Genomic DNA, 23,250 nt, shown 5'->3' on the forward strand with positions numbered 1-23,250 from the left:
ATGCTTCCAACGGTCGTACTCACCGCCGGTTTAGGAACGCGCCTTGATCCGATCACGCGCTACGTGGCGAAGCCGGCCGTGCCGATGGCGGGGAAGACGCTGATCGAGCGAGTGCTCGAGTGGCTGCACCGCGAAGGGATCAATGACGTCGTGCTGAATCTGCACCACTTGCCAGAGAGCATCACGTCGGTTGTTGGTGATGGCGGCGCGCTTGGGGTGCGGGTGCGGTATTCCTGGGAGCCGGTGATTCTCGGATCTGCGGGTGGACCGAAGCAGGCGCTGACTTTGTGGCCTGGCCTGACGGGCCCGTGCCTGATTGTCAACGGCGACACCCTGACGGATGTGCCGCTGACGCCGCTGATCGAGGCCCATCGCGCGTCTGGCGCTCGCGTCACCATGGCCGTCGTGCCCAACACGCGCCCTGACCACTACAACGGTATTCGCGTGGATGCGAATCTTCGCGTGACGGACTTCGTGGCGAAGGGGCACACCGATCAGACGTGGCACTTCGTCGGCGTGCAGATCGTGAATGCGGATGTGTTCGACACCCTCCCGGCTGGAGCCCCTGCCGAGACCGTGGCCGGCGTGTATCGCGATCTGGTGCGCACTGAGCCGGGCGCCGTTCACGTGTGGACGGTGGAGGCGCCGTTCCTGGACGTCGGCACTGCGGCCGACTACATTGCGGCCGTACTCCACACAGCCGGTACGGAGACGTTCGTCGTCGAAGGCACGAGCGTTGTGGATTCGTCAGCCGTACTGACTCGTTGCGTTGTGTGGGACGGGGCGACAGTCGGCCCCGGCGCGACGCTCACCGACTGTGTCGTCCTCACCGGTGCGCACGTGCCTGCCGGCACCGTGGCGGCCCGCAGAGTGTTCGAGGGAGTGTAGGGCGTGGCTTTAGCCGCGCCGGCAGCCCCGTGTTACCGTCTTCCGCATCCGGACTCTCGGTAAAAAGGAGTTTCGTCATGACAGCAGGAAAGAGCGTCGGCAAGGCCACACCCTCCGAGACCGAGGAACTGAAGGACAGCGACCTGGAAGCGGTAGCTGGCGGCCTCTCGGCGTCGGGTGCCGGAACTATCAAGACCCCCACGTTCAAGATCGAGATCGAAGGCGCGAAGGGCACCTCGCCTGGGAAGGTCATGTTCGACGAGGCCGACGCTCTGTTCGGGAAGCGCTGAGCCATTTCCGGCCAGCACTCGGGCTTGAGGAACAGCCCGAGCTACGTACCGGACTGAGACTCTCCGAACGTAGCTCGGGCTGTTCCTCAAGCCCGAGGCCCCGGCGTTACCGCTTGCGGACGACCGCGACCTGTTCCTGGCCACCGCGCCACACGAGCACGCGGATGAGCGTGCCGACCGTGGCACGCGAGAGCCGGGTGGTCACGTCGGCGGGTGTCGAAACGGCCGCGCCGTTAATCGCGAGAATCACATCACCGGGCGCCAGCACACCAAGAGCTGCGCTGCGCGGCGATACCTCGGCGACCACTGCGCCTCCACGGCCATCGGGCACCCGCAAACGGCGCGAGATTTCAGGAGTGATGGGCTCGATCGAGACGCCAATGCCGGTCTCAATCGGCGCATCAGGCGCCGCCTCTTCAACCACTTCGGTTTCGCCGGCCTCGGTCGCCAGATCGAGTTCCTCGACCTTCACGTTGAGCGTCAGTTCCTTGCCGCCTCGCATGACCTTTACCGGCACGGATGTGCCAGGCATGGTGCGCGTGACCATGGCGATCAGGTCTTCGCTGCGGGTGACGGGCTTGCCACCGAACGCCACCACGATGTCGTCCGCCTTCATGCCAGCGCTATCCGCAGGACCGCCTTTGGTCAGGTCCACGATGATCGCGCCGCCAGGTTTGGCGAGGCCGAACTCCTTGGCGTCCGCCTCACTCATCATGCCGGGGAACACCTCAACGCCAATCCGGCCGCGCACGACTTTCCCGTTGCGCAGACCCGGCAGAATCTCTTTCACGGTGTTGATCGGAACCGCGAAGCCGATGCCGATGTTGCCGCCGGCATCGTCTGAAATGATGGCAGTGTTGATACCCACCACTTCACCGCGGACGTTCAAGAGCGGGCCACCCGAGTTGCCACGGTTGATCGCGGCGTCGGTCTGAATCATCTCGAGGTCGCGGCCGCGCACGGGACGCAACTGCGTGTCGGTGCGACCGACCGCGCTCACCACGCCCACCGTCACCGTGTTCGAGAAGCCGAAGGGGTTGCCAATGGCCATCACCCAATCGCCGGGCTGAATCTGCTGCGAGTCACCAAACTTGGCCTCGGACAGGGGCGTCTTCGGCATGTCCGTGATCTGCAGCAGGGCACTGTCGGTCAACTTGTCGCGGCCGACCACCTTGGCCTTCAGTCCGGTGCCGGTTTGCGCCACGTCCATGCCGAACAGGAACACTTCGATGCCCGTGGCGTCTTCGACGACGTGGTTGTTGGTGAGGATGAAGCCCGTCTTGTCGATGATGAACCCGCTGCCGGCGCCCTGGGCGTCGGGCAGTTCCTGCTGGCGCCCGCGGGGCTGCCGCTGCAGGAATTCTTCGAGCAGGCCGCCACCCTGACCAGGCGCCGTGCGCATGCGGCGCGGTGTGGTGGTGCGGATGCTCACGACCACCGGGTTCTGGTCGTGCGCGATATTGCGGAACGTGGCGGCGTCGATGGGACCATCAAGCGGTGCGCTGTTGGTCTCGGGCACGTTGATGGTGCCGGCGAACGAGGCCGGCGTGAAATCGAAGCGCGCCGCGATCACCATGCCGGCCACAACCGACGCCAAAGCAATCAGGAGCCCGTAAAAAAAGGTCGCCTTGCGATTTGACATGACTGTTGTTAACTCCTCAAAAAAGTGTTCCTGAATACCCCAGGTATTCCGGCAGTATACATACAGCTAGGACGCCGCCCCCCGACTGAAAGTTTCGGCCCGGGCGGGAGCTACAGATTCTTTACATTTCGCCGTTCCAGTCGTCGGGCTCAGCTGCCGTTGACCGGAAGACTTCCAGGTGCCACTTGCCGCCGCCCCAGGGTTCGATGATGTCGGCCGCAATGACGTCCACCAGGATTTCGGCGAACGACCGCTGCTCGGGATCCTTCTCCAGGTGGTACGCCGGATCGTCCCAGACGAAGCTGGGGTAGAGCAGCAGGGTCAGAAAGAGGTCGAATCCGTCATCGATGACCGTGATGAGCCCGACAGGCCGCTTCTGAGTGGAATGGTAGACGAGATACTTTTCGGCGCTTTGCGCACGGATATACCGCTTGAGCGTGAACTCGCGGGCCACGATGTCTTCGACCGCGATCTTCTTCTCCCAGCATTCGCGGCAGTAGCGCTCGTCGCCCCGGGGCTCCACCACGTCTTTCGCGTTGCACAACGCGCACCGCACCACATCCGCGCTCTTTCGGGCCATCGCCTGATTGTACCTTCCTACTTCCGGAACGAAGGCGCGTAGGCGCGTTCGATGTAGTCCTTCAGCATGCGCCTGGTGCTGAACCTGGGCGTCACCGTGGCAATCGACTGTTTCACGGTGGACATCCAACGGGTCGGTACCCCCTTGGTGGACCGTTCGTAGAAGCGCGGAACGACCTCGGTTTCGAGCAATCGATACAGCGCATCCGCATCCGCGTCGTCCACCGCGCCGTGGTCCGCGCCGGTGATTCCGCCGTCGATGAGCCACCCGTTGTCGCCGGTATAGCCTTCGGCCCACCAACCGTCGCCAATCGAGAGGTGGGGCACGCCGTTCATGGCCGCCTTCATGCCGCTGGTGCCACTGGCTTCGAGCGGCTTGCGCGGGTTGTTGAGCCACACGTCGCAGCCCTGCACCAGCTTGTGCGCCACGTGCAGGTCGTAGTCGTCGACAAACGCCACGCGTCCGCCGAACATCGGGTCCAGCGCCTGACGGAAGATGTTCTGCAGATGATGCTTGCCGCCGTCATCAGCGGGATGCGCCTTGCCGGCAAACACCAGTTGCATCGGGTGCTTGGGGTTGTTGATGAGACGCGCGAGCCGCGCCGGGTCGCGGAAGATCAGGTCGGGCCGCTTGTAGCCGGTGAAGCGTCGCGCGAAACCAATTGTCAGCGCGTGGGGATCGAGCATCGCGCCCCCGGCCACCACTCGCGCGGTGCCGGCGTTTTCTTCGGCGAACCGCACGCGTGCGCGTTCGCGCACGAACTCAAACAAGGACTCGCGCAGGGACCTGCGAACCGCCCAGAGTTCCTCGTCGGGAATGTCGAAGACTGCGGTCCAGAAGGCCGGTTCATCGTATCGGTCGCGCCATTGCGCACCCATGTGCCGGTCGAACAGCTTGCCCAGGTCTCCGGCCACCCACGTGGGCACGTGCACGCCGTTGGTGATGGCGCCCACAGGTCGGTCGCCGGTGGCCAGGTCCGGCCACAACGGCGCGAACATCTCGCGCGTCACGTCGCCGTGCAATTGGCTCACGGCGTTGATGGCGCCGGCCGATCGCATCGCAAGCGCCGTCATGTTGAACTGCGGTCCCGCGCCGTTGTCGTAGGTGCCGAGCGCCAGGAAGTGATCGCGCTCTTCGCCCATCGAGCCCCAGCAGTTGGCGAGTTGCTGTTCGACCAGGTTGAAGGGGAACGCATCGTGGCCGGCCGGCACCGGCGTGTGGGTGGTGAACACCGTGGTGCGCCGCACTTCAACGAGGGCGGTTTCCCACGTGGCGCCGGTCGCCAGTTCATCGCGCAACCGCTGCAATACAACAAACGCCGCGTGGCCTTCGTTCAGGTGCCAGACCGCGGGCGCGAGTCCGAGGGCTCGCAGCGCCAGGACGCCGCCGAGGCCGAGTATGACTTCCTGCTGCAGGCGCATGTCCTGACCGCCGCTGTACAGGCGCGCCGACAATTCGCGGTCCCACGGCTGGTTCTGCTCCAGGTCGGTGTCGAGCAACAGCAGTCGCACACGCCCCAAGCGCACTTCCCACACCTGCACCAGCACGGTTCGGGTGCCCAGCGGCACGGCCACCACACACGGTTTGCGATCGTGGGTCTGGGCCTTGGCGATCGGGGCATCGGCCCAATTCAGCCGCTCGTACACTTCCTGCTGCCAGCCATCGGCCGAGACGCGCTGGCGGAAGTAGCCCTGCGGATACATGAAGCCCACCCCGACAAACGGGATGCCCAGGTCGCTTGCTTCCTTGCAGTGGTCGCCTGCCAGCACACCAAGTCCGCCGGCGTAAATCGGCAGTGACTGATGCAGCGCGAACTCCGCCGAAAAGTAGGCGACGACGCGATCGGGGGCCCCGCCGGGACGTTCTGATGGCGCGCCTACGCGAGTCTGCCAGTACGTCCGCGCGTGGCCGTTGGCCGGTGCGCGCCACGCATCCATCGTCAGCAGCGCGCGATCGTAGGCGGCAAGGAAATCCGGGTCGTTGGCCGCGCGTTCAAGCACGGCCACGTCCATCTGCCGGAGCATGAGCACCGGGTTGTGCGCGGATTGTTTCCAGCGCAGGTAGTCGAGCCGCCGGAACACTTCCCGGCCGGCGTTCCAGGTCCATGACAGGTCGTGCGCAAGTTCGGGGAGCCGTGAGAGACGTTCGGGGAGCAGGGTCAGGTCTGGTGGAGTCATTCCGTAACAGTCATTCCGTCACAACCGCGGCGAAGCGGGAGAGATCAATGTTGCCGCCCGACACCACCACGACAATGCGTTTGTGGCCGGCCGCGCGAACCTTGGGAGAAAGTGCGGCGGCGATGGCGCATGCGCCCGCGCCCTCCGCGATGATGTGGCAACGCTGGGCGGCCAGGCGCATGGCAGCGGCGGTGTCGGCGAGTGACACCACCACCGACGCATCCACGGCGTCCTTGAGCAGGGGCCACATCGACGGCAGCACTGAGCGACCGCCGGCGCCATCCACAAACGATGGCGTCCACTGCTCGAACCGCATCGGGCGTCCGGCGGCGAGCGAGGCCGCGAGAGGCGCGGCAGTTTCCGGTTCGGCGGCGTAGACCTTGGCCTCGGGTTTCAGCGCACGCATCACGCAGCCGATGCCGGCCAGCAGGCCGCCGCCACCGATGGCGGCGATGACGGCGTCCACATCGGGCACCTCATCGAGAATCTCGAGGGCCACTGTGCCGTTCCCGCAAATGAAATCATCATCGTCAAACGGATGGACGAAGTGGCCGGTCATGCGCGACGAGCGATGCTCTTCGACGGTTTTCCAGCACTCATCGTAGGTGGCGCGATGAATCGTGGCGCCCAGCCGCTCGATGTTGGCGATTTTTGTCGCGGGCGCCGTGTCCATGACCAGGACCGAGGCGTGGGCGCCAGCTTCACGGGCTGCCAGGGCCACACCTTGTGCCGCGTTGCCCGCGCTCACCGTCCAGACACCTTCGGCCAGGGCGGACTTCGGGAGTCGGGCAATGGCGTTCGCCGCTCCGCGGAGTTTGAAGGAGCCGATGGGCTGGAAGATCTCGAGTTTGAGGAAGATTTCCGGGGCGCTGTGATCGATCGGATCCAGCCGGATGATCGGGGTGCGGATGGCGACCGAGTAGACCCGGGATGCGGCCGCACGAACGGCTTCCAGGGAAATGGCGCGGTTGGTTACGTCCATAGGAAACGGAAATCGTATCACTACGCGAAAACGACCAGTGAAAACGACCTCAGAGGTCGTTTTCATTGCCTCATTGGCTCATTCTCTTCTATGCTCCCGGAATGAGCAGAATCAGCAGGCGCGATTTCATGGCCAGTACGGCAGTGGCGGGTCTTGCGGCGGCAGCCGAACCATTGGTGGCGGCCTCCCATCGTGAAAGTCCTGAGCGGGCTCCGGGGGTGAAGGTGCAGAGCAGCGTACGTCCCGTCATCATCTCTTCGTCGAACGGACAGCGGTACAAGAACGGCGGCACAAAGACCTGTGTCGAGACCGCGTTCGAAATGATGATGAAGGGCAGCGATGTGCTCGACGCGCTCATCGCCGGCGTCAACATCGTGGAACTGGACCCGCTTGATACCAGTGTCGGGTACGGCGGGTTGCCGAATGCCGATGGCGTCGTGCAACTCGACGCGTCGGTGATGCATGGTCCGAAGAAGCGCGCGGGCGCGGTTGGTGCGCTCGAAGGTGTACGGACACCGTCGCTCGTGGCCAAGGCGGTCATGGACATGACCGACCATCACCTCATCGTGGGCAAAGACGCGCAGACGTTTGCCCGGAACATGGGCTTCACGATTGAGGCGGACATTAACAGCGACGTGTCGCGCAAGGCCTGGCAGGAATGGAAGCGGCGCAGCGATCCACTGCACTATCTGGACCCGAATCGCCGCGAGGCCGCGCTGCGTGACGTGATGATGAGCATGGTGGCGGATGGGTTCATCAATGAGAACCACATCTACGGCACCATCAATTGCAATGGTGTGAGCGCCAAGGGTGAAATCTGCGGCGTGACCACCACGAGCGGACTCGCATGGAAGATCCCGGGCCGGCTCGGCGACTCGCCGATTCTTGGCGCGGGCCTCTATGTGGACGGCGAAGTGGGCGCTGCCGGATCGACCGGCCGCGGTGAAGCCAATCTGTTCAGTCAGTGCTCCATGCTGATCGTCGAGGAAATGCGGCGCGGCAAGAGTCCGAAAGATGCCGGCCTGGAAGCGTGCCGCCGCATCCAGCGCAATACGATCGAGAAACGGCTGCTGAACGACCGCGGCACCCCGAACTTCAACGTGAACTTCTATGTCCTCAATGCGAAGGGCGACCACGCCGGCGTGGCGCTCTACGCAAACGCGGGCAGCACTTACGCGGTCTGTGACGAGAAGGGCGCGCGGCTCGAACAGATCGAAGCGCTGCTTCCCGGCGCCGCTTAGGCTGGTATTTCGTAGCGCGGCCTGGTTCTCAAGGCCGCGGTGGTCGGCGCGCTTGAGGACCAGCGCGCCCTACGTTCGGAATTGTCAAGTGTGGCGAGTGAAAGGGTGATCGGCGATGAAGCGAGTAGTGACGATTGTCGGAAGTCTGGCCGTGACGGCGGTTGTGGTGTGGGCGGCTGGGGCGCGCGCGGGGGCGCAGCAGGCGTCGGTGACCGCCGGGCAGACCGGGCCGGACGGCAAGACGTACCGCGTCGGTGGTGGCACGCGCGACGGGGCGTCGGCGTTCCCGCTGGTGAGGTACGAGCAGATGAAGCCGCTCGTGCCGGGGCAGGTGGACTTCAAGCACTTCCATAGTTACGAGGAAGCCAGCGACATCCTGCGCATGTGGGCGCGCCAGTATCCCGACCTGGTGGATCTCTACTCGGTGGGCCGTTCGCTTGAAGGCCGCGAGATCTGGCAGATCACGATCACCAACAAGAAGACAGGACGGCACACCGACAAGCCCGCGATGTTCATTGAGGGCGGACGGCACGCCGGCGAAATTTCCGGCATCGAAGCCACCTTGTATTTCGCCAATCACCTGCTGACCAGCTACGGCAAAGACGCCGCAATGACGAAGCTGGTGGACACCAAGACGTTCTACGCCAAGCCGCACAACAACCCCGACGGCGCGTCGGTGTATCACTACACGGCGCAGGCGCTGCGCTCCACCGTGCGGCCGTACGACAGCGACAACGATGGCCTCGTGGACGAGGATTCCGGCGAAGACCTGGATGGTGACGGGTTCGTCCGTCAGATGCGGAAGTACGTGGGCCCCGGCAAGGGCAACGCCAATGTGGACAAGGCGGATCCCAAGGGCCGGATCATGCAGAACGTGCCCATGGGCCAGGGCGAGTATCTGATGCTGGGCAGTGAGGGCTATGACAACGACGGCGACGGCCGCGTGAACGAGGACGGCATCGGCGGCCTCGATCTGCACCGCAACTACCCGGAAAACTGGCGGCCGATGACCGAAGAGACCAGCCGCGGCCAGACGCAGGGCGGCGCCGGTGAGTATCCGCTGTCGGAACCCGAGACGATGGCGGTGTTTTCGTTCCTGATGCGGCACCCGCACATCGGCGTGGTGCAGTCGCTCGATACGTCGGTGCCGATGATCCTGCGCGGGCCGTCCACCTCGAAGTCCGAGGAATCAGTGTTCCCCGAGGACCTCGTGTATCTGAAGAAGTTTGATGCCGAAGGGATCAGGATCACCGGTTATCCCTGGGCGGGTGACACGTACTGGCAGTACTCCAACCGTGGTCGGGGAGGCGCCGCGCCCAACCCGGACGCGCCGGGGTCGCCGCTCTTCGGGCACGGACCGGACTTCGGCTACCTGTATTACGGCGCGATTTGGTACGGCAACGAGATCTGGGATGGCGGCCGGTTGCTTGAAGCCGATGCGAACGGAGACGGCCAGTCGACCGACCTCGAGAAGCTGATGTGGTTCGACAAGAACTCCAAAGACACCAGCATCTTCCAGCCGTGGACGAAAACCTCGCATCCAACCCAGGGCGAGGTTGAAGTTGGTGGATGGAACCCGAAGTTCTGGAGCCAGAATCCGCCGCCGGAAATGCTCGAGAAGTGGGCGCGCAATGAGGCGATGTTCAATATCTACCTGGCGCAGCAAATGGCGCAGGTGAAGATTGTCTCGGCCACCACGAAGCCCGCGGCTGACGGCGCCACGGAGCTGACCGTGGTTGTCACCAACGAAGGCGGGCTGCCGACCGCGCTCGAGATCGCCAAGCGCGTGAAGATCGTACAGGAAGATACCGTCGCCGTTGACCACGCGGCAACACAGACGGTGTCACGCGTCGGCGCTGCGGCGGCACCAGGCGGCGGTCGCGGACGCGGCGGCTTCGGAGGTCGCGGCGGCGCGGCGCCGGATCCCAACGCTCGCCGGCGCACGGCCGAAGGCATCGGCTGGCTCAAGCCCGGCGAAACGAAGACCGTGGCGTGGACCGTGCGCGGCGCAGGACCCGTGACGGTGACGGTGGGGTCAACGCGCGGCGGCGTGGCGACTCAGACGGTCGAGATCAGGTAGGGGGACCGAGACAATAGGGGGACGGGTGTCGATCTGTGGAAAACTCCGACTGCGAAAACGACCTCTGAGGTAGTTTTCGTAGTGGTGGGTACCGAAAACTACCTCAGAGGTCGTTTTCGGTCCTGAGTTTTCCACAGATCGACACCCGTCCCCTTCATTTTCGCGCGCTGAGCCAGTCCAGCGGCAGCGCGCGAACCGTGCGCCCATTGCCCGTCATGTCGGTAGCGCGCAGGAGCGAGTTGTAGACCGCTTCCTCGGTCGCGTCCATCACGGCCTCGAACAATCCAGACACTGCGTCGGTGGGCAGGAAGGTCCGCGCTTGCGGGCCATTGGTGGCGGTGACGCGATTTTCGCGCGCGGTGGAAAACGCAATCGCGAAGTCGCCGCTGCCGTTTGAATACGTCGATCCCGTGCGTGCCAGCGCGAAGATGCCGCGCGCGGCCAGCCGTTCCAGGTCGCGTGCGTCGAGCGGCGCGTCCGTGGCAATCACGATCATGCACGACCCGTCCGCGTCACTGGCGCCCGGCGCGGGCGATACGCGCTGCCACACGGGAATGCCCGCGATCGTCAACCGGCCGCCGTAGTTGCTCTGCACGAGCACCCCGACGGTCCACACCGGCACCTCGCCACCGCCGCCATCCGTTGCGTTCCTGCGGACCACACGAGACGACGTTCCAATGCCGCCCTTCCAGCCGAACGCAATCGTGCCCGTGCCCGCGCCGACGGCGCCTTCACTCACCGCGCCGCCACGCGCATTCGTCAAGGCCTCCATGACGTGCTCACGCGTGACGTGCAAGCCGCGGATGTCATTCAAGCCGCCATCGTTGGTTTCGCCGACCAGCGCGTTCACTGAACGTACGTTGGCGTTGCCGGGCTGTTCGAGCGTCCACCGCACCACGGCGTCCAGGGCCGTGCCGACCGCGAGTGTGTTGGTCAGCACAATCGGCGTTTCAATCGTCCCAAGTTCCCGCACCTGAGTGGACCCGGCGAGTTTGCCGAACGCGTTCCCTACAAACACGCCGCCAGGCACCTTTTCGCGAAAGAGATTCCCTTCGTGCGGGAGGATGGCCGTGACGCCCGTACGCACATTCTCTCCACTGATCACCGTCGTCTGGCCCACCCGTACGCCCGAGACGTCGGTGATGGCGTTGAGGGCGCCCGGCGTGCCGGCACCGGGCGTGATGCCGATATCCCGCGCCCTGGGCCGCATCTGCGCGGATAGCGCCCCGGCCATCGCGAGAACCGCCAACACATTCACCAGTGCTCGCTGCATTTGTGCCTCCTCGGCCTTGAGGAACAGGCCGAGCTACGAAACATCCTCGGCCTTGAGATCCAGGCCGAGCTACGAAACATCCTCGGCCTTGAGATCCAGGCCGCGCTACGAAAACAGTTCCCCAGTTCCCCAGTTCCCCAGTTCCCCAGTTCCCCAGTTCCCCAGTTCCCCAGTTCCCCAGTTCCCCAGTCCCCCAGTCCCCTGTGGACTCTGGACCCCAGAGACCCCGATAATACTCGCGGTTTCCCTCCGGAGGAGTTCCTATGAGATTGCGGATGCGGCGGCAAGTACTGAGCGTGGTGTGTGTGATGACCCTGGTGGCGGCCTGGTCGGGCCTGCCGGTGGATGCGCAGGCGCCCGCCAAGCGACCGATCTCGTACGACACGATGGACTATTGGCGTTCGATTGGCGGTCAACGCCTGTCTGATGACGGCCAGTGGCTGGCCTACGGTGTTTCGTCACAGGGCGAAGACGGCGAACTCATCGTACGGAACCTGACATCGGGCAAGGAACTGAAACACCCAAGAGGGACCAACCCAGTCTTCACACCTGACGGCAAGTTCGTCCTTTTCACGATTGTTCCGGTGAAGACCAACGGAGACGATGACGCGGCGGCCGGTCGCGCGGGTGGCGCTGGTGGCGAGGCGGCCGAAGGCGCCGGGGCCGCAGCCGCGGCGCGCAACTCCGCGGGCATTATGGCGTTGCCATCGGGGCAGGTCACGGTTGTGGAACAGATCAGCACCATCCGTCTTGCCGAGGACTCAAGTGTGTGGCTTGCGCTGCACAAAGGCCGCGCGCCTGCGGCCGGTGGCCGTGGTGGACGAGGCGGAGCGGGCGGCGGACGTGCTGGTGGTGGACGAGCGGGTGGCGCGGCCACCGAGCCTCCGGCGACACCGCCTGCGGCCACACCCGCGACTGCGACGGCCCCCGGCACTCCTGCGGCACCTGCAGAGAAGCGCAAGGACGCCGGCAGTGACCTCATCATCAGGAACCTCGCAACCGGCGCGGAATTCACCCTCAATGAAGTGAACGAGTTCGCGTGGAACAAGGGTGGATCGTGGCTGGCGTATGCCGTGTCGTCCACCGACGCCGCGAAGGACGGCGCGTTCGCGCGCCAGATGTCGGACAACGCCGTCAAGACCCTGCACACCGGCAAGGGCCACTACAAGAGCTTCGCGTTCGACGAGGCGGGCACGCAGCTCGCGTTCCTCAGCGACCAGGCGGAATACGAGAAGCCCGTTGCGCCGTACCGCCTGTACTACTGGAAGGCCAACGACTCGGCCGCCGCTGAGATTGTCTCGGCGACGACACGCGGTGTGCCGCAGGGCCGGGTGGTCCACGACAGTGCGCCGCGGTTTTCTGAAGACGGCAAGCAGCTCTTCCTGAACACCGCCCCGCCTCCAGCCGCGCCGGCAGAGCCCAACGCGAAGCGCCCGATCAATGTGGACGTCTGGAACTACCAGGATGCGCAGTTGCAGCCGATGCAGCGCGTGCGGGCCACGCAGGATCGCAACCGCAGCTATCGCGCGGTGTTCCATGTGGGCGACAAGCGGTTCGTGCAACTCGCTACGGCAGACATGCCCACGGTGAATCCCGGTACCCATCCCGAGCGCGCGGTGGGCACGTCGGACCTGCCGTATCAGCAGCTTGTTTCGTGGGACCAGAGTTACAACGACGTCTACCTGGTGGATCTGAAGACGGGCCAGCGGCGGAAGATCATGGAGAAGGCGCCGCAAGCCGCCTCGCTTTCGCCCGCGGGCAACTACCTGCTGTCGTTTGATGAGTTCACCGGACACTGGTCCAGCTACCGCATTTCCGACGGGCTGAAGGTCAACCTGACCGAACGGCTCCCTGTGAAGTTCTACCAGGAAGACCACGACACGCCGGACATGCCGGGAGCCTACGGCTCCGCCGGGTGGACAGAGGGTGACAAGACCCTGCTGCTGTACGACCAGTTCGACATCTGGGAGATGCGTCCCGACGGCACGAACGCACGCATGATCACCGGCGGCGAAGGGCGCAAGCAGGGGCTGGTGTACCGCTACCGTTCGCTTGACCCGGAACTGCGCACGATTCCCAGCACCGGCCCCGTGCTGCTGGCCACCACCAACGATGCGACCAAAGCATCGGGGTTCTATCGCACCAGCCTGACCGGTACCGCCGCACCCGAAAAAGTGGTGATGCTCGACAAGTCGTTCGGTGCAGTGACCAAGGCGAAGAACTCGGACCGCCTTGTGTTCACGCTGTCGCGTTTCGAGGAGTTCCCGAACCTCTGGGTGAGCGACGGCAACTTCGGCGGCATGCAGAAGGTGTCGGATGCAAATCCCCAGCAGGCGGAGTTCGTGTGGGGCACCTCTGAGCTGGTCGAGTACATCAATGCCGACGGCATCAAGCTGCGCGCGATCCTGACGAAGCCCGAGGGCTTCGACCCGACGAAGAAATACCCGATGATGGTTTACATCTACGAGGGATTGACGGCGGGCCTGCACGGCTACTCGGCGCCCAACGTGGGCACGAGCGTCAACGTCACCCGGTATGCCAGCAACGGCTACGTGGTGCTTCGCCCAGACATCATCTACAACACCGGCTTCCCCGGTGAGGCCGCTGAAAAGTGCGTCATCCCGGCCGTGAACACGATCGTCGCGCAGGGTTACATCGATCCGAAGCGCATCGGCATCCAGGGCCACTCGTGGGGCGGTTACCAGATCACCCACCTGATCACGCGGACGAACATGTTCGCCGCGGTTCAGGCCGGCGCGTCCGTGTCGAACATGGTCAGCGCGTACGGCGGCATTCGCTGGGGCACCGGCATGGTGCGGCAGTTCCAGTACGAAAAGACGCAGAGCCGCATCGGCGCGCCGCCCTGGGACAAAACGCTGGAGTTCATCGAGAACTCGCCGATCTTCTGGGTCGAGAAGGTCAACACGCCGTACCTCACGATCCACAACGATGCCGACGACGCGGTGCCGTGGTATCAGGGGATTGAGTTCTTCACCGCCCTGCGTCGGCTTGGGAAGGAAGCGTACTTCTTCAACTACAACGGCGAGCTCCACGGCCTGCGCAACCGCGACAACATGAAGCACTGGACGGTGCATCAGGACGAGTTCTTCGACCACTACCTGCTTGGCAAGCCGAAGCCGGAGTGGATGGACAAGGGCGTGCCGTTCCTCGAGCGTGGCACGCGCGATGTCCTTGGGCTGTTCAAGCGCGAGAAGCCGGCACCGGCCGCCGCCGGCAAGTAGTGCGCATCCATCGTCTGTCGCCCGCCGTGCCGATGCCGTCGTACCAGACGGCCGGCGCGGCGGGGTTCGACCTCGCCGCCAGCGCCGACGTGACCGTGGCGCCCGGCGCCATTGTGCTGGTGCCGACCGGTCTCGTGGTTGAAGTTCCACCCGGTCATTTTCTCGGCATCTTCGCGCGCAGCAGCACGCCGCTCAAGAAGGGCCTGGTCGTGGCCAATGGGGTCGGAGTCCTCGACAGTGACTACTGTGGCCCCACCGACGAACTCAAGATCCAGGTGATGAACGTCACCTCCGCCGTCGTCGAAGTGAAGGTGGGGGACCGCCTCGCGCAAGGCGTGGTGATGCCGTACGCGCGTGTGGAGCTCGAGGATGGTGACGGTGCGACCGCGCCGTCACGCGGCGGCTTCGGCTCCACCGGCTGAGAGATCACGCTGCATCCCTGATCGGGGGTTCCGGTCTCCCCAAACCAGGGGCCCGCGCCCCCCCCCCCCCCCCCGGCCCCGCGCGGGGCCCCCGCCACGACGGATCACTGGGAGACGCTGAGGCTCGGAGTCTCCTTTTCTCCTTTGATCCTGCGTGGGATGCGCTGGGGGCCGTGGGGCCAGCGCGGGTCGTCCAATGGGCGTATGATGCTGATTGGGTGCTATGGACGCCATCAGTGGCGACTTTCTGCAGCCCGGCGATCGCCTGATCGCGATCGTCGGGAATTACGGCTCCGGCAAGACCGAAGTCTCGGTGAATCTGTCTCTGCAGCTCGCCCGGCACGGCTCCCACGTCCAAATCGCTGATCTCGACATCGTCAATCCCTACTTCCGTTGCCGCGAGGCGTCCACCCTGATGGAGGCCCACGGCATCCGTGTCGTCGTGCCGCCGGGGGCGCAGGCGTGGGCCGATTTGCCGATCGTGCTGCCGGAAATTCGCGGGATGCTGCACCCGCCCGCAGGCACGCTGTCCATCCTCGATGTCGGAGGTGATGACGTCGGCGCCCGGTCACTGGCGTCGTTCCGCACCAGCATCGCGGAGGGCGACTATCAGCTGTGGCAGGTCATCAATGCGAAGCGGCCGTTCACCGACACGGTGGCCGGCTGCCTGGCGATGCGCCGAGCCATCGAGACCGCCTCTCGCTGGTCGATCACCGGTCTCCTGGTCAACTCACATCTTGTCGACCAGACCACGCCGCAGGTGGTGCTGGACGGATGGACACTCGGCCAGGCCGTGGCGAAGGAGACGGGCCTGCCCATTCGCCTCGTGGCCGTGATGGACACTCTGGCTGACGCCCCTGAGCTCGCAGAAATCGGTGCGCCCGTGCTGCGCATGACCCGCCTGATGACGCCGCCATGGCTGGTGCCGCGTCCCGCCTCTCTCTCCCGTCTTCAAGGAGTACGCCCGTGAGCCGGATTGCCATCGACAGTATTCGCTGCAAGGGATGCGGCCGTTGCATCACCGCGTGTCCGAAGGACCTCATCTCGTTTTCCCACGAGCTCAACGATCGCGGCTACACCTACGTGGATTTCGGGGGGCACGCGGAGGACTGCACCGGTTGCACCCTGTGCGCAGTCGTGTGTCCAGACCAGGGCATCGAGGTATGGAACTTCAAGGAGAAGCAGACCTTCGTCAATACGGCCGGCCTCACCGAGAACATGTCGCACTACTGCCCGGGTTGTACGCACGGCGTGGTGCATCGCCTGGTGGCCGAGGTCCTCGAAGAACTCGGCCTGCTCGACCGCACGGTCGGGATTGCACCCGTCGGCTGTTCGGTGCTGGCCTACGAGTACTTCAACGTTGACATGTTCGAGGCGGCGCACGGCCGGGCTCCGGCTGTGGCGACCGGCGCCAAGCGCGCGCGGCCGGAGTTGATTGTGTTCACCTACCAGGGTGACGGTGATCTGGCGTCGATCGGCGGCAATGAAATCCTCCATGCGGCCAATCGCGGCGAAAAGATCACCGTCATCTTCGTCAACAACGCGATCTACGGCATGACCGGTGGCCAGATGGCGCCGACGACCATGCCCCAGCAGAAAACGACCACATCACCGCTGGGCCGGGACGTGGAGACGACAGGGTACCCGATGCGCGTCTCGGAGCTGCTGGCCACGCTGGCCACGCCGGCGTTTATTGCGCGGGGCTCGGCCCACGACGGCAAGCACTCGATGAAGCTGAAGAAACTCATCAAGCAGGCCTTCGAGTACCAGCGCGACAACACCTGCTTCTCGTTTATCGAAGTGTTGTCGACGTGTCCCACCAACTGGGGCCTGTCGCCCGATGAATCAGACGCGTGGGTGGAGAGCACGATGATGCCCTACTACCCGCTGGGCGTCTTCAAGCAGCCGGAGGCGCCGGCACCAACCGCGCCGGCAGGAGCGAGCCATGGCCACTGACACCGCGACACGCGTGGACACCGAAGTGCTGATGGCCGGCTTTGGCGGCCAGGGCACGTTGCTGGCCGGCAAGGTGCTGGCCCAGGCGAGCATGGAGGAAGGCCGGGAGGTGAGTTGGCTGCCATCGTACGGACCCGAGATGCGCGGTGGCACGGCCAACGTCATCGTCTGTATCGCGTCGAAACCGATCGGGTCGCCGCTCATTGAACGTCCCCGCGGGCTCATCGTGATGAACCTGCCGTCGATGGACAAGTTCGCGCCGAAGGTGAAGCCGGGCGGCGTGATTGTCATCAATCAGTCGCTCATCGAGAAGGATCCGCACCGGGATGATTGCGTGGTGATTCGCGTGCCGTCGCGCGAACTGGCGCAGGCGGCCGGGTCGGCCCGGGCGGCGAACTTCGTCATGCTGGGCGCGTACATCGGCGCCACGGGCGCCGTCTCGCCCGAGGCCATCGAACACGCGATTGCCGAGGAGTTTGCCGGCGGCAAAGAGAAGTTCATTCCGTCGTCAGTGGCGGCGTTTCGCGCGGGTGTGGAGGCGGTATGTCCAAAGTCCTGATGAAGGGGAACGAGGCGCTCGGCGAAGCGGCCATCCGTGCAGGGTGCGTCCATTTTTTCGGGTATCCGATCACGCCCCAGACCGAAGTGCCGGAGTACCTGGTGAAACGGCTGCCGGAAGTGGGCGGTGCGTTTGTGCAGGCCGAGAGTGAAGTGGCGGCCATTCACATGGTGTACGGCGCGGCCGGCGTGGGCATCAAGTGCATGACCTCGTCATCCTCGCCCGGCATCAGCCTGATGGCCGAGGGCATGAGCTACCTTGCCGCCTGTGAATTGCCGTGCGTGGTCATCAACATCATGCGTGCAGGTCCGGGACTGGGTGGCATCCTCCCGGCGCAGAGTGATTACTTCCAGGCCACGCGCGGACACGGCCACGGCGACTATCAACTGATTGTGCTGGCGCCGGCCTCCGTGCAGGAAGCCGTCGATCTCATGACGCTGGCGTTTGAGCTGGCCGAACAGTATCGCAACCCGGTGATGGTGTGCGCCGACGGAATGATCGGCCAGATGATGGAGCCGGTTGAATTTGCAAGTGAGGGCAGGGGAGCGCCGTTCAAGGAGAACGACTGGGAGTTGACGGGCCGAAAGGGCCGCGCGCGCCGGATCGTGAACTCGCTGTTCCTCTCTCCGGAGACCCTCTTCCAGCACAACGTGCATCTGAAGGAAAAGTACGACCGCATTCATCGCGACGAGGTGCGGTGGGAACTCTACGGTGGCGACGAGCCGTACGATTTGCTGCTGGTCGCATTCGGCACCATGGCCCGCATCTGCAAGACGGCGATTGACGATGTGCGGCGAGAGGGGCTGCGGGTGGCGCTGTTCAGGCCAATTACCTTAAACCCGTACCCGATGGCAGCATGCCGCGCGGCGATGGACGCGATGGGGGCCGCGGGCCAGGTGCTGACGGTGGAGATGAACATGGGGCAGATGGTGCACGACGTGCGCTACGCCGCCGCAGGTTCCAGGAACGTGGACTTCTATGGTATGGCCGGTGGCTTGGTGCCATCGCCCGATCAGGTGGCCGCTCAAATCCGCGCGAGGGTAAACGCCATGGCAGAACCGACTGACGACCGAACGCCGATCCGGGTGTGGACGGGCACGGGCCTGTGCGCGGAATCCCAGGGAGATGGGGTGCCCTGTACCGGCACAGACGGCACGTGTGACACGTGCGGACGCGCACTCGCCGGCCAGATCACGACGGATCACAGGAAGTTAGGAACTGAGGAACTGGGGAACTGAGGAGTTCCTCAATTCCTCAGTTCCCAAGTTCCCAACTTTCGTACGTTGTTACTTGCCCGCGTCCAGGTCGTTCCAGTGCATCAGGGTGTTGAAGCCCAGGATGAAGGTGCCCTGTGTCTGCCACCGCCAGAAGGGACGGATGGCGAACATGACGACGTGGCCCTTGCCGAGGGGCGCATCAATGACCTGCGGACGGCTCTGAAGATTCTCAGCGCCGAGTACGCCGCCTGACAGCAGCATGTCGCTGGCGCTTGGCGGGAACGCGAGGATGACCCGTGGTCGCATGAAGTCCATCAGCGCCGCGCCACCGCCCGCGCCACCGCGGCCGCCCCCACGACCACCGAAGGCCGCGCCGCCTGCGGGTGCCGCGGCCGCCGGCGCCGCCGTGGCGGCCCAGTCCACCAGCGGATTCCAGGTGCCGAACACGTTCGTGCTGGCGCCCATCGGCGCCGTGTTCTGGTAGTTGCCTCCGCCGCCACCGCGTCCACCGCGACCCGCCGCGGCCGCCGGCGCTTCCGCGAGCGGACCAGGCTGACCGGCGACGCTGAACAGCGGCCCGCCGGCGGCTTTGTAGTAGACGGGCAGGTTGTTGCGGGGAACGCCATACACGATGGGGCTCGTGCGGTCGGCCACCACGCCGCGATAGATCGAGCCCGGCGCCACCAGACCCGCCGCCTGATCCACCGTGATGCCTGGCGTCAGGTAGTTGGTCGGGAAGATCGATGAGGTGCCGCCTTCGGTGATGATCGTGCCGCCGGCCTGTGCAAACTCGTAGAGCTTCCGGAGCCCTGCCTGGCCGAGGCCGCCGCGGGTGTCTTCAGAGGAATCGGGATACCCGAGCGACTGGAACTCCGGCGTCTTCTTGAAGGGCACGGGTGTCCCGGTCGTCGGCGCTTCCTGGCCGACGCCACCGCCGTGCGGCCAGAGGATCACGTCGAACTGCGCGCGCAGATCGCGCTTCACCACTTCGTTCTCGCCGAAGTACGTGTACGGAATCTTGTAGTAGTCCAGCGCGGCGCGCACCCAGCCTTCGTCCTGGGTGTTGCCCCAACTGTGGATGTAGCCGATGCGCGGCACATCAAGGTCGTGGGTCTTCACCGTGGTGGGCACCGACGCCACCGCGTAGCCTGACAGACCCAGATCGCGCAGCACGGGTTCGAGTTGCGCACGATTGGCCCCGGGGATGATGAATGACCCGGCGCTGAACTTGTGCCCATCGGCTTCAAACGCCGTTTCTGCCGCGGCCATCTTCACGCTCGCGAACTGGAAGCGGAACTGCGCCAGCAGGTTGTCGCCCGAGTGTTCGACGACGATCGTGGAGCCGGTGCCGGTGACGCCGCCGGGCGCGCGAACGGGCGAGGTCACCGGCGCCATCGGCGCCGACAGCAGCGCCTTGTCGGTGACGGCGGTCATCACGAGGTTGCGCATCATCGGATACGTCCAGCCCAGGTCGTCATACGGGCTGGGGTTGGACATCGAATAGTCCTGCACCTCGAAGTAGATGTCGGCCACGGTGCGGTACGGCTGGTCGCCGCGCAGAATCCAGTCGCCGGGTTTGACCTGCACGTTGCCCGCTGTGAAGGCGGCCGTGGCAGTGTGCACTTCCATGCCCTGCGCCATAAGGCCGTTCACCGCTTCAGCGGCGTTGGCCTTGCTCGTTTGCGTGGCAGGAACGACCCAGCCGAACGAGGGACCGTTGGTGCCCTTCGCCACGGCGTTCTTGTTCTTGATCCAGTAGTTCTCGAGCCACCGCTCTTTGTCCTTGCCGGTAAAGCTCAGCGCAAACAGCACGGCCGACTGGCTCATGTTCACGTGCGCGCGCGGACCCCAGTTGACGTTGCCCGGATCGGGATTTGGGCGGAACCACTCGCGGCTGTTGCCGCGCCCACCGCGACCAGCCTGTGGTGCGCCTGCAGGCGCTGCGCCTGGTCCCGCGCCACGCGCGCCGCGACCCGCGCCCGGTGCCGCGACCGCTGCTGCAGCCGATGCCCCTGGCGGCACTGCTGGCGCGCCGGGATACGTCGTCGGGTTGCCGACGTTGTAGCCGCCCACCTCGTAGAAGCGTCCGGTCGCGTTGTGCGTGTGCACGGCATAGAACATGTAGTTGGGCGTCCAGCCGTCGTAGAACCCGTAGGTCCACACACCGGGCACGCCGCGTTTGGTCATCTCCATGACGTCGTTCTGCGCGAACATCCACCACTCACCAATGGTGATCGGGTCAAGCTGCTCGTTGTAGGGGCCCGTGCCGGTGGAGGCGTACAGCAACTGCGCCTGCTCGTGCAGGTCGTGCAGGACGGTGGGCTTCCATTCGGTGGCCACCTTCATCACGTTCTTGGTCATCGAAAGGAACTGGCCCATGCCGTCGCGGTTGTTGTCGTGTGCGACGTACTTGCCCCAGTAGGGAAGCCCGAGCTGGCCCGTCAGGCCTTCGGCGGCGCGTTTGGCGTTGTAGTAATACGTGTCCACGATGCGCTCGCGGCCGTCCACTTCAACGACGGGTGTGATGAACGTGATGACGTTGTTGCGAATCTGCTGGATGAAGGGTGATTCCTCCACCACAAGGCGATAGGCCAGTTCCATCAGCATCTCGGGACCGCCGCGTTCGGTGGAATGCACGCCGCTCGTAAGCCAGTAGATCGGCTTGGCCTGCGTGATGATCTGGCGCGCCTGGGTCTCGGTGGTCTTGCGCGGGTCGGTCAGCGACTGCAGGTAGCCCTTGTACTTGTCGAGGTTCTTGATCGTGTCTTCGTTGGCGATGGCCAGCACGATCTGGTCGCGGCCCTCTTCGGTCTGGCCGATGGTCCAGAACTTCGCGCGGCCCGTGCCTGAATCTGCGATGGCCTTCATGTACGCATGAATGTCCTTGGCGTAGGTGAGCACGCCGGGCTGGCCCGCGATGTGGCCGACCGCCGGGAACTTCAGCGGGGTCGGGACTTTATCGGACGCCGGCAGGTGGTCCACCAACTCGGTGTTGATGCGCGCGTCGGTCAGGTGTTGCTTGATGAGCGCCGTGTACTGCTCATCAACCTTCTGCGTCGACAGGCGCTGTGGCGGTGCCGCGGATTGGGCGGCCGGCGTGGCGAGTGGTGCCATGGCGGCAACCACCACCAGAGCCAGCGCGGCCCGGAGTGTAACGGTAGAGAATCTGGACATGAGGCCTCCTGCGGCAACCGAGGGAACGGCGCGCGCACCGGAGATGGTACATCAGGCACGCGCGCGGTGCGCGCCTACCAACGTGTGGAGAACTGGAACCCTCCGCCGCCGGGAATCGCCACCGGCGTGACTGTCCATGCGCGCGAATCATGACCGCGCGTGACCGCACGGGCAGATGCCAGGCCAAGCGCTGCGCCGAACACGACGTCGCTCACCCAATGCGCGCGGTCCCGCACGCGCGTCCACGCGACAAACCCCGCGACGGCGTAGGCGGGCGCGCCGGCCTTCCAGCCAAAGTGTTGCTGCAAGACGCCCGCAGACGCGAAGCTCGCGGAAGAGTGACCCGACGGAAACGCATGGCCGCCGTCACTGGGCCGCTGCCGGTTTACGGCAACTTTCAGGGCGCGTGTGATCACGCCGTTCAGCACCTGCGTGCGGATCAGGTCGCTGCCCACGTGGGTCAGCAGCGGTCGTTCAAGCGCCCGGCCCACGGCCCACGTGCCTACCGCCGCTCCCGCCATCGTCCATCCATCGCCACCGACGCGACCGATAGCCGTCACCGATGGCGCTGGGTGGTCAAGCGTCCAGCGGTCCACGCGGTCGTCCGAGTAGGACGCGATCACCGCTGCGAACCCACCGCCCCCGAGGATGCCGATGGTGTCGACCTTGCCGAGACTGACGAAGTCTGAGCCGAGGTTTTGGAAGAGCCGTGCGAACGGACGGTCAGGCGGCGGCGCGGGGGGCGCCTGCAAAACCGGCGGTGGCGCGGCCGCGCTCGCGGCCATGACAACGGGAACGATCCAGGCGAAGTGCGGCACGCGCGCAGGATATCAGCGCGACAAGCCGAAGGCGAAGCCCACCGCAACATGGTGCGACAGCGTCGTCGTCTGCCCGTAGCCGTTGTTTGCCGTCGTGATCTTCGGCTTGGCGTAGGTGAGTTTGTATTCGGTCACGAGCGACAGCCGGCCCTTCAGCCGCACGTCCAGGCCGATCGCCGCGTGGGCGCCCGGGCCCGCGTATTCGTACTGCTCCCGGGCTTCGCCGCGTACGGTGGTTTCGGCGTGCGGCAGCGTGATGCCCCCGCCAAGGCGGCTCACCAGCGCGAAGGGCGCCTCGCCATACGCCGAGCGGCCCAGCGGAATGCGTGAGACTACGTTGGCCACCAGGAAGTTGAGGCCGTGGGTCATCTGGTAGCGCTGGACGTCGGGCTGCAGTTGGTTCGGATTGCCGATGACCTTCAGGTGGATGAACTCCAGTTCCAGGCCCACGCGCCGCGTGTCGTTCAGGAAGCGGCCCAGCCGCCATCCGTAGTACTGCGGCGACGTGAAGGGCTGCGCTTCAAAGCTCACCTTCGGGAAGGTCAGGTCGTACCCGTCACCCTTGACGGTGACATCAGCCGCCCGTGTCGTATTGGCGCCCATATACAACGCCCCGTACCACTGAGCCGACGCGGGCGATGCGAAAGACAGGAAAACAACCGACGCAAGAAAGCGAAGCAGAACCACACGCATAAGCCCCCATTGTCTC

The 23,250-nt window shown here is 65.0% G+C and carries 17 protein-coding genes and 1 pseudogene; 10 read left to right on the forward strand and 8 right to left on the reverse strand.

Annotation, left to right across the window (positions count from 1 at the left end; all coding sequences use genetic code 11):
- Complete coding sequence (locus tag IPL75_01585) at positions 1 to 888, forward strand: NTP transferase domain-containing protein (GenBank protein ID MBK9238960.1); 888 nt, start codon at positions 1 to 3, stop codon at positions 886 to 888.
- Positions 889 to 965: 77 nt separating this feature from the next.
- Entirely contained in the window at positions 966 to 1,178 is a 213-nt protein-coding gene (locus tag IPL75_01590; protein ID MBK9238961.1) for a hypothetical protein, read from the forward strand.
- Positions 1,179 to 1,284: 106 nt separating this feature from the next.
- Here the strand turns inward: IPL75_01590 and IPL75_01595 are convergent, their stop codons facing one another.
- From IPL75_01595 to IPL75_01610, 4 genes are all read right to left on the reverse strand, one after another.
- Positions 1,285 to 2,820, reverse strand: coding sequence for a trypsin-like peptidase domain-containing protein (locus IPL75_01595; protein ID MBK9238962.1), 1,536 nt, complete (start codon positions 2,818 to 2,820; stop codon positions 1,285 to 1,287).
- A gap of 121 nt (positions 2,821 to 2,941) precedes the next feature.
- Positions 2,942 to 3,400, reverse strand: coding sequence for a hypothetical protein (locus tag IPL75_01600; protein MBK9238963.1), 459 nt, complete (start codon positions 3,398 to 3,400; stop codon positions 2,942 to 2,944).
- A gap of 17 nt (positions 3,401 to 3,417) precedes the next feature.
- Positions 3,418 to 5,577 carry an alpha-glucan family phosphorylase gene (gene glgP, locus IPL75_01605; GenBank protein ID MBK9238964.1) on the reverse strand — a complete coding sequence of 720 codons (2,160 nt, stop codon included), beginning with the start codon at positions 5,575 to 5,577 and terminating at the stop codon, positions 3,418 to 3,420.
- A 10-nt stretch (positions 5,578 to 5,587) separates the two neighbouring features.
- Positions 5,588 to 6,559 (reverse strand): pyridoxal-phosphate dependent enzyme, encoded by a 972-nt coding sequence (locus tag IPL75_01610; protein MBK9238965.1) that lies wholly within the window; start codon positions 6,557 to 6,559, stop codon positions 5,588 to 5,590.
- A gap of 101 nt (positions 6,560 to 6,660) precedes the next feature.
- Here IPL75_01610 and IPL75_01615 point away from each other — a divergent pair, with 101 nt between their 5' ends.
- Both IPL75_01615 and IPL75_01620 read left to right on the forward strand, forming a co-directional pair.
- Complete coding sequence (locus tag IPL75_01615; protein MBK9238966.1) at positions 6,661 to 7,800, forward strand: N(4)-(beta-N-acetylglucosaminyl)-L-asparaginase; 1,140 nt, start codon at positions 6,661 to 6,663, stop codon at positions 7,798 to 7,800.
- A gap of 115 nt (positions 7,801 to 7,915) precedes the next feature.
- Positions 7,916 to 9,880: a peptidase gene (locus IPL75_01620; GenBank protein ID MBK9238967.1), complete on the forward strand. Its 1,965-nt coding sequence runs from the start codon at positions 7,916 to 7,918 to the stop codon at positions 9,878 to 9,880.
- A 154-nt stretch (positions 9,881 to 10,034) separates the two neighbouring features.
- Here IPL75_01620 and IPL75_01625 read toward each other — a convergent pair whose 3' ends face one another.
- Positions 10,035 to 11,153 carry a P1 family peptidase gene (locus IPL75_01625; GenBank protein MBK9238968.1) on the reverse strand — a complete coding sequence of 373 codons (1,119 nt, stop codon included), beginning with the start codon at positions 11,151 to 11,153 and terminating at the stop codon, positions 10,035 to 10,037.
- 275 nt (positions 11,154 to 11,428) lie between these two features.
- Here IPL75_01625 and IPL75_01630 point away from each other — a divergent pair, with 275 nt between their 5' ends.
- The 6 genes from IPL75_01630 (at position 11,429) to vorB (ending at position 18,570) form a co-directional block, all read left to right on the forward strand.
- Positions 11,429 to 14,395 carry a prolyl oligopeptidase family serine peptidase gene (locus tag IPL75_01630; protein ID MBK9238969.1) on the forward strand — a complete coding sequence of 989 codons (2,967 nt, stop codon included), beginning with the start codon at positions 11,429 to 11,431 and terminating at the stop codon, positions 14,393 to 14,395.
- Positions 14,396 to 14,427: 32 nt separating this feature from the next.
- Positions 14,428 to 14,817 carry a dUTP diphosphatase gene (gene dut / locus IPL75_01635; protein ID MBK9238970.1) on the forward strand — a complete coding sequence of 130 codons (390 nt, stop codon included), beginning with the start codon at positions 14,428 to 14,430 and terminating at the stop codon, positions 14,815 to 14,817.
- Between the two features lie 223 nt (positions 14,818 to 15,040).
- The gene (locus tag IPL75_01640; GenBank protein MBK9238971.1) at positions 15,041 to 15,787 is read left to right on the forward strand and encodes a cobalamin biosynthesis protein CbiA; all 747 of its coding nucleotides are present in this window, start codon (positions 15,041 to 15,043) and stop codon (positions 15,785 to 15,787) included.
- Positions 15,784 to 16,773 carry a 4Fe-4S dicluster domain-containing protein gene (locus IPL75_01645; GenBank protein MBK9238972.1) on the forward strand — a complete coding sequence of 330 codons (990 nt, stop codon included), beginning with the start codon at positions 15,784 to 15,786 and terminating at the stop codon, positions 16,771 to 16,773. Before IPL75_01640 ends, IPL75_01645 begins: the two co-directional genes overlap by 4 nt.
- A 13-nt stretch (positions 16,774 to 16,786) precedes the next feature.
- Positions 16,787 to 17,332 (forward strand): 2-oxoacid:acceptor oxidoreductase family protein, encoded by a 546-nt coding sequence (locus tag IPL75_01650; GenBank protein MBK9238973.1) that lies wholly within the window; start codon positions 16,787 to 16,789, stop codon positions 17,330 to 17,332.
- Positions 17,317 to 18,570, forward strand: coding sequence for a 3-methyl-2-oxobutanoate dehydrogenase subunit VorB (vorB, locus tag IPL75_01655; GenBank protein ID MBK9238974.1), 1,254 nt, complete (start codon positions 17,317 to 17,319; stop codon positions 18,568 to 18,570). Before IPL75_01650 ends, vorB begins: the two co-directional genes overlap by 16 nt.
- Positions 18,571 to 20,619: 2,049 nt before the next feature.
- On the opposite strand, the pseudogene IPL75_01660 reads toward vorB, so the two are convergent.
- The 3 genes and pseudogenes from IPL75_01660 to IPL75_01670 form a co-directional block, all read right to left on the reverse strand.
- A pseudogene (locus IPL75_01660) lies at positions 20,620 to 21,723 on the reverse strand (hypothetical protein).
- 74 nt (positions 21,724 to 21,797) lie between these two features.
- Positions 21,798 to 22,541 (reverse strand): phosphatase PAP2 family protein, encoded by a 744-nt coding sequence (locus IPL75_01665; GenBank protein ID MBK9238975.1) that lies wholly within the window; start codon positions 22,539 to 22,541, stop codon positions 21,798 to 21,800.
- A 12-nt stretch (positions 22,542 to 22,553) separates the two neighbouring features.
- Positions 22,554 to 23,234 carry an outer membrane beta-barrel protein gene (locus IPL75_01670; GenBank protein ID MBK9238976.1) on the reverse strand — a complete coding sequence of 227 codons (681 nt, stop codon included), beginning with the start codon at positions 23,232 to 23,234 and terminating at the stop codon, positions 22,554 to 22,556.
- Between the last annotated feature and the right edge of the window lie 16 nt (positions 23,235 to 23,250).

The organism is Acidobacteriota bacterium (genome assembly GCA_016716905.1).
GTDB lineage: Bacteria > Acidobacteriota > Vicinamibacteria > Vicinamibacterales > SCN-69-37 > SYFT01.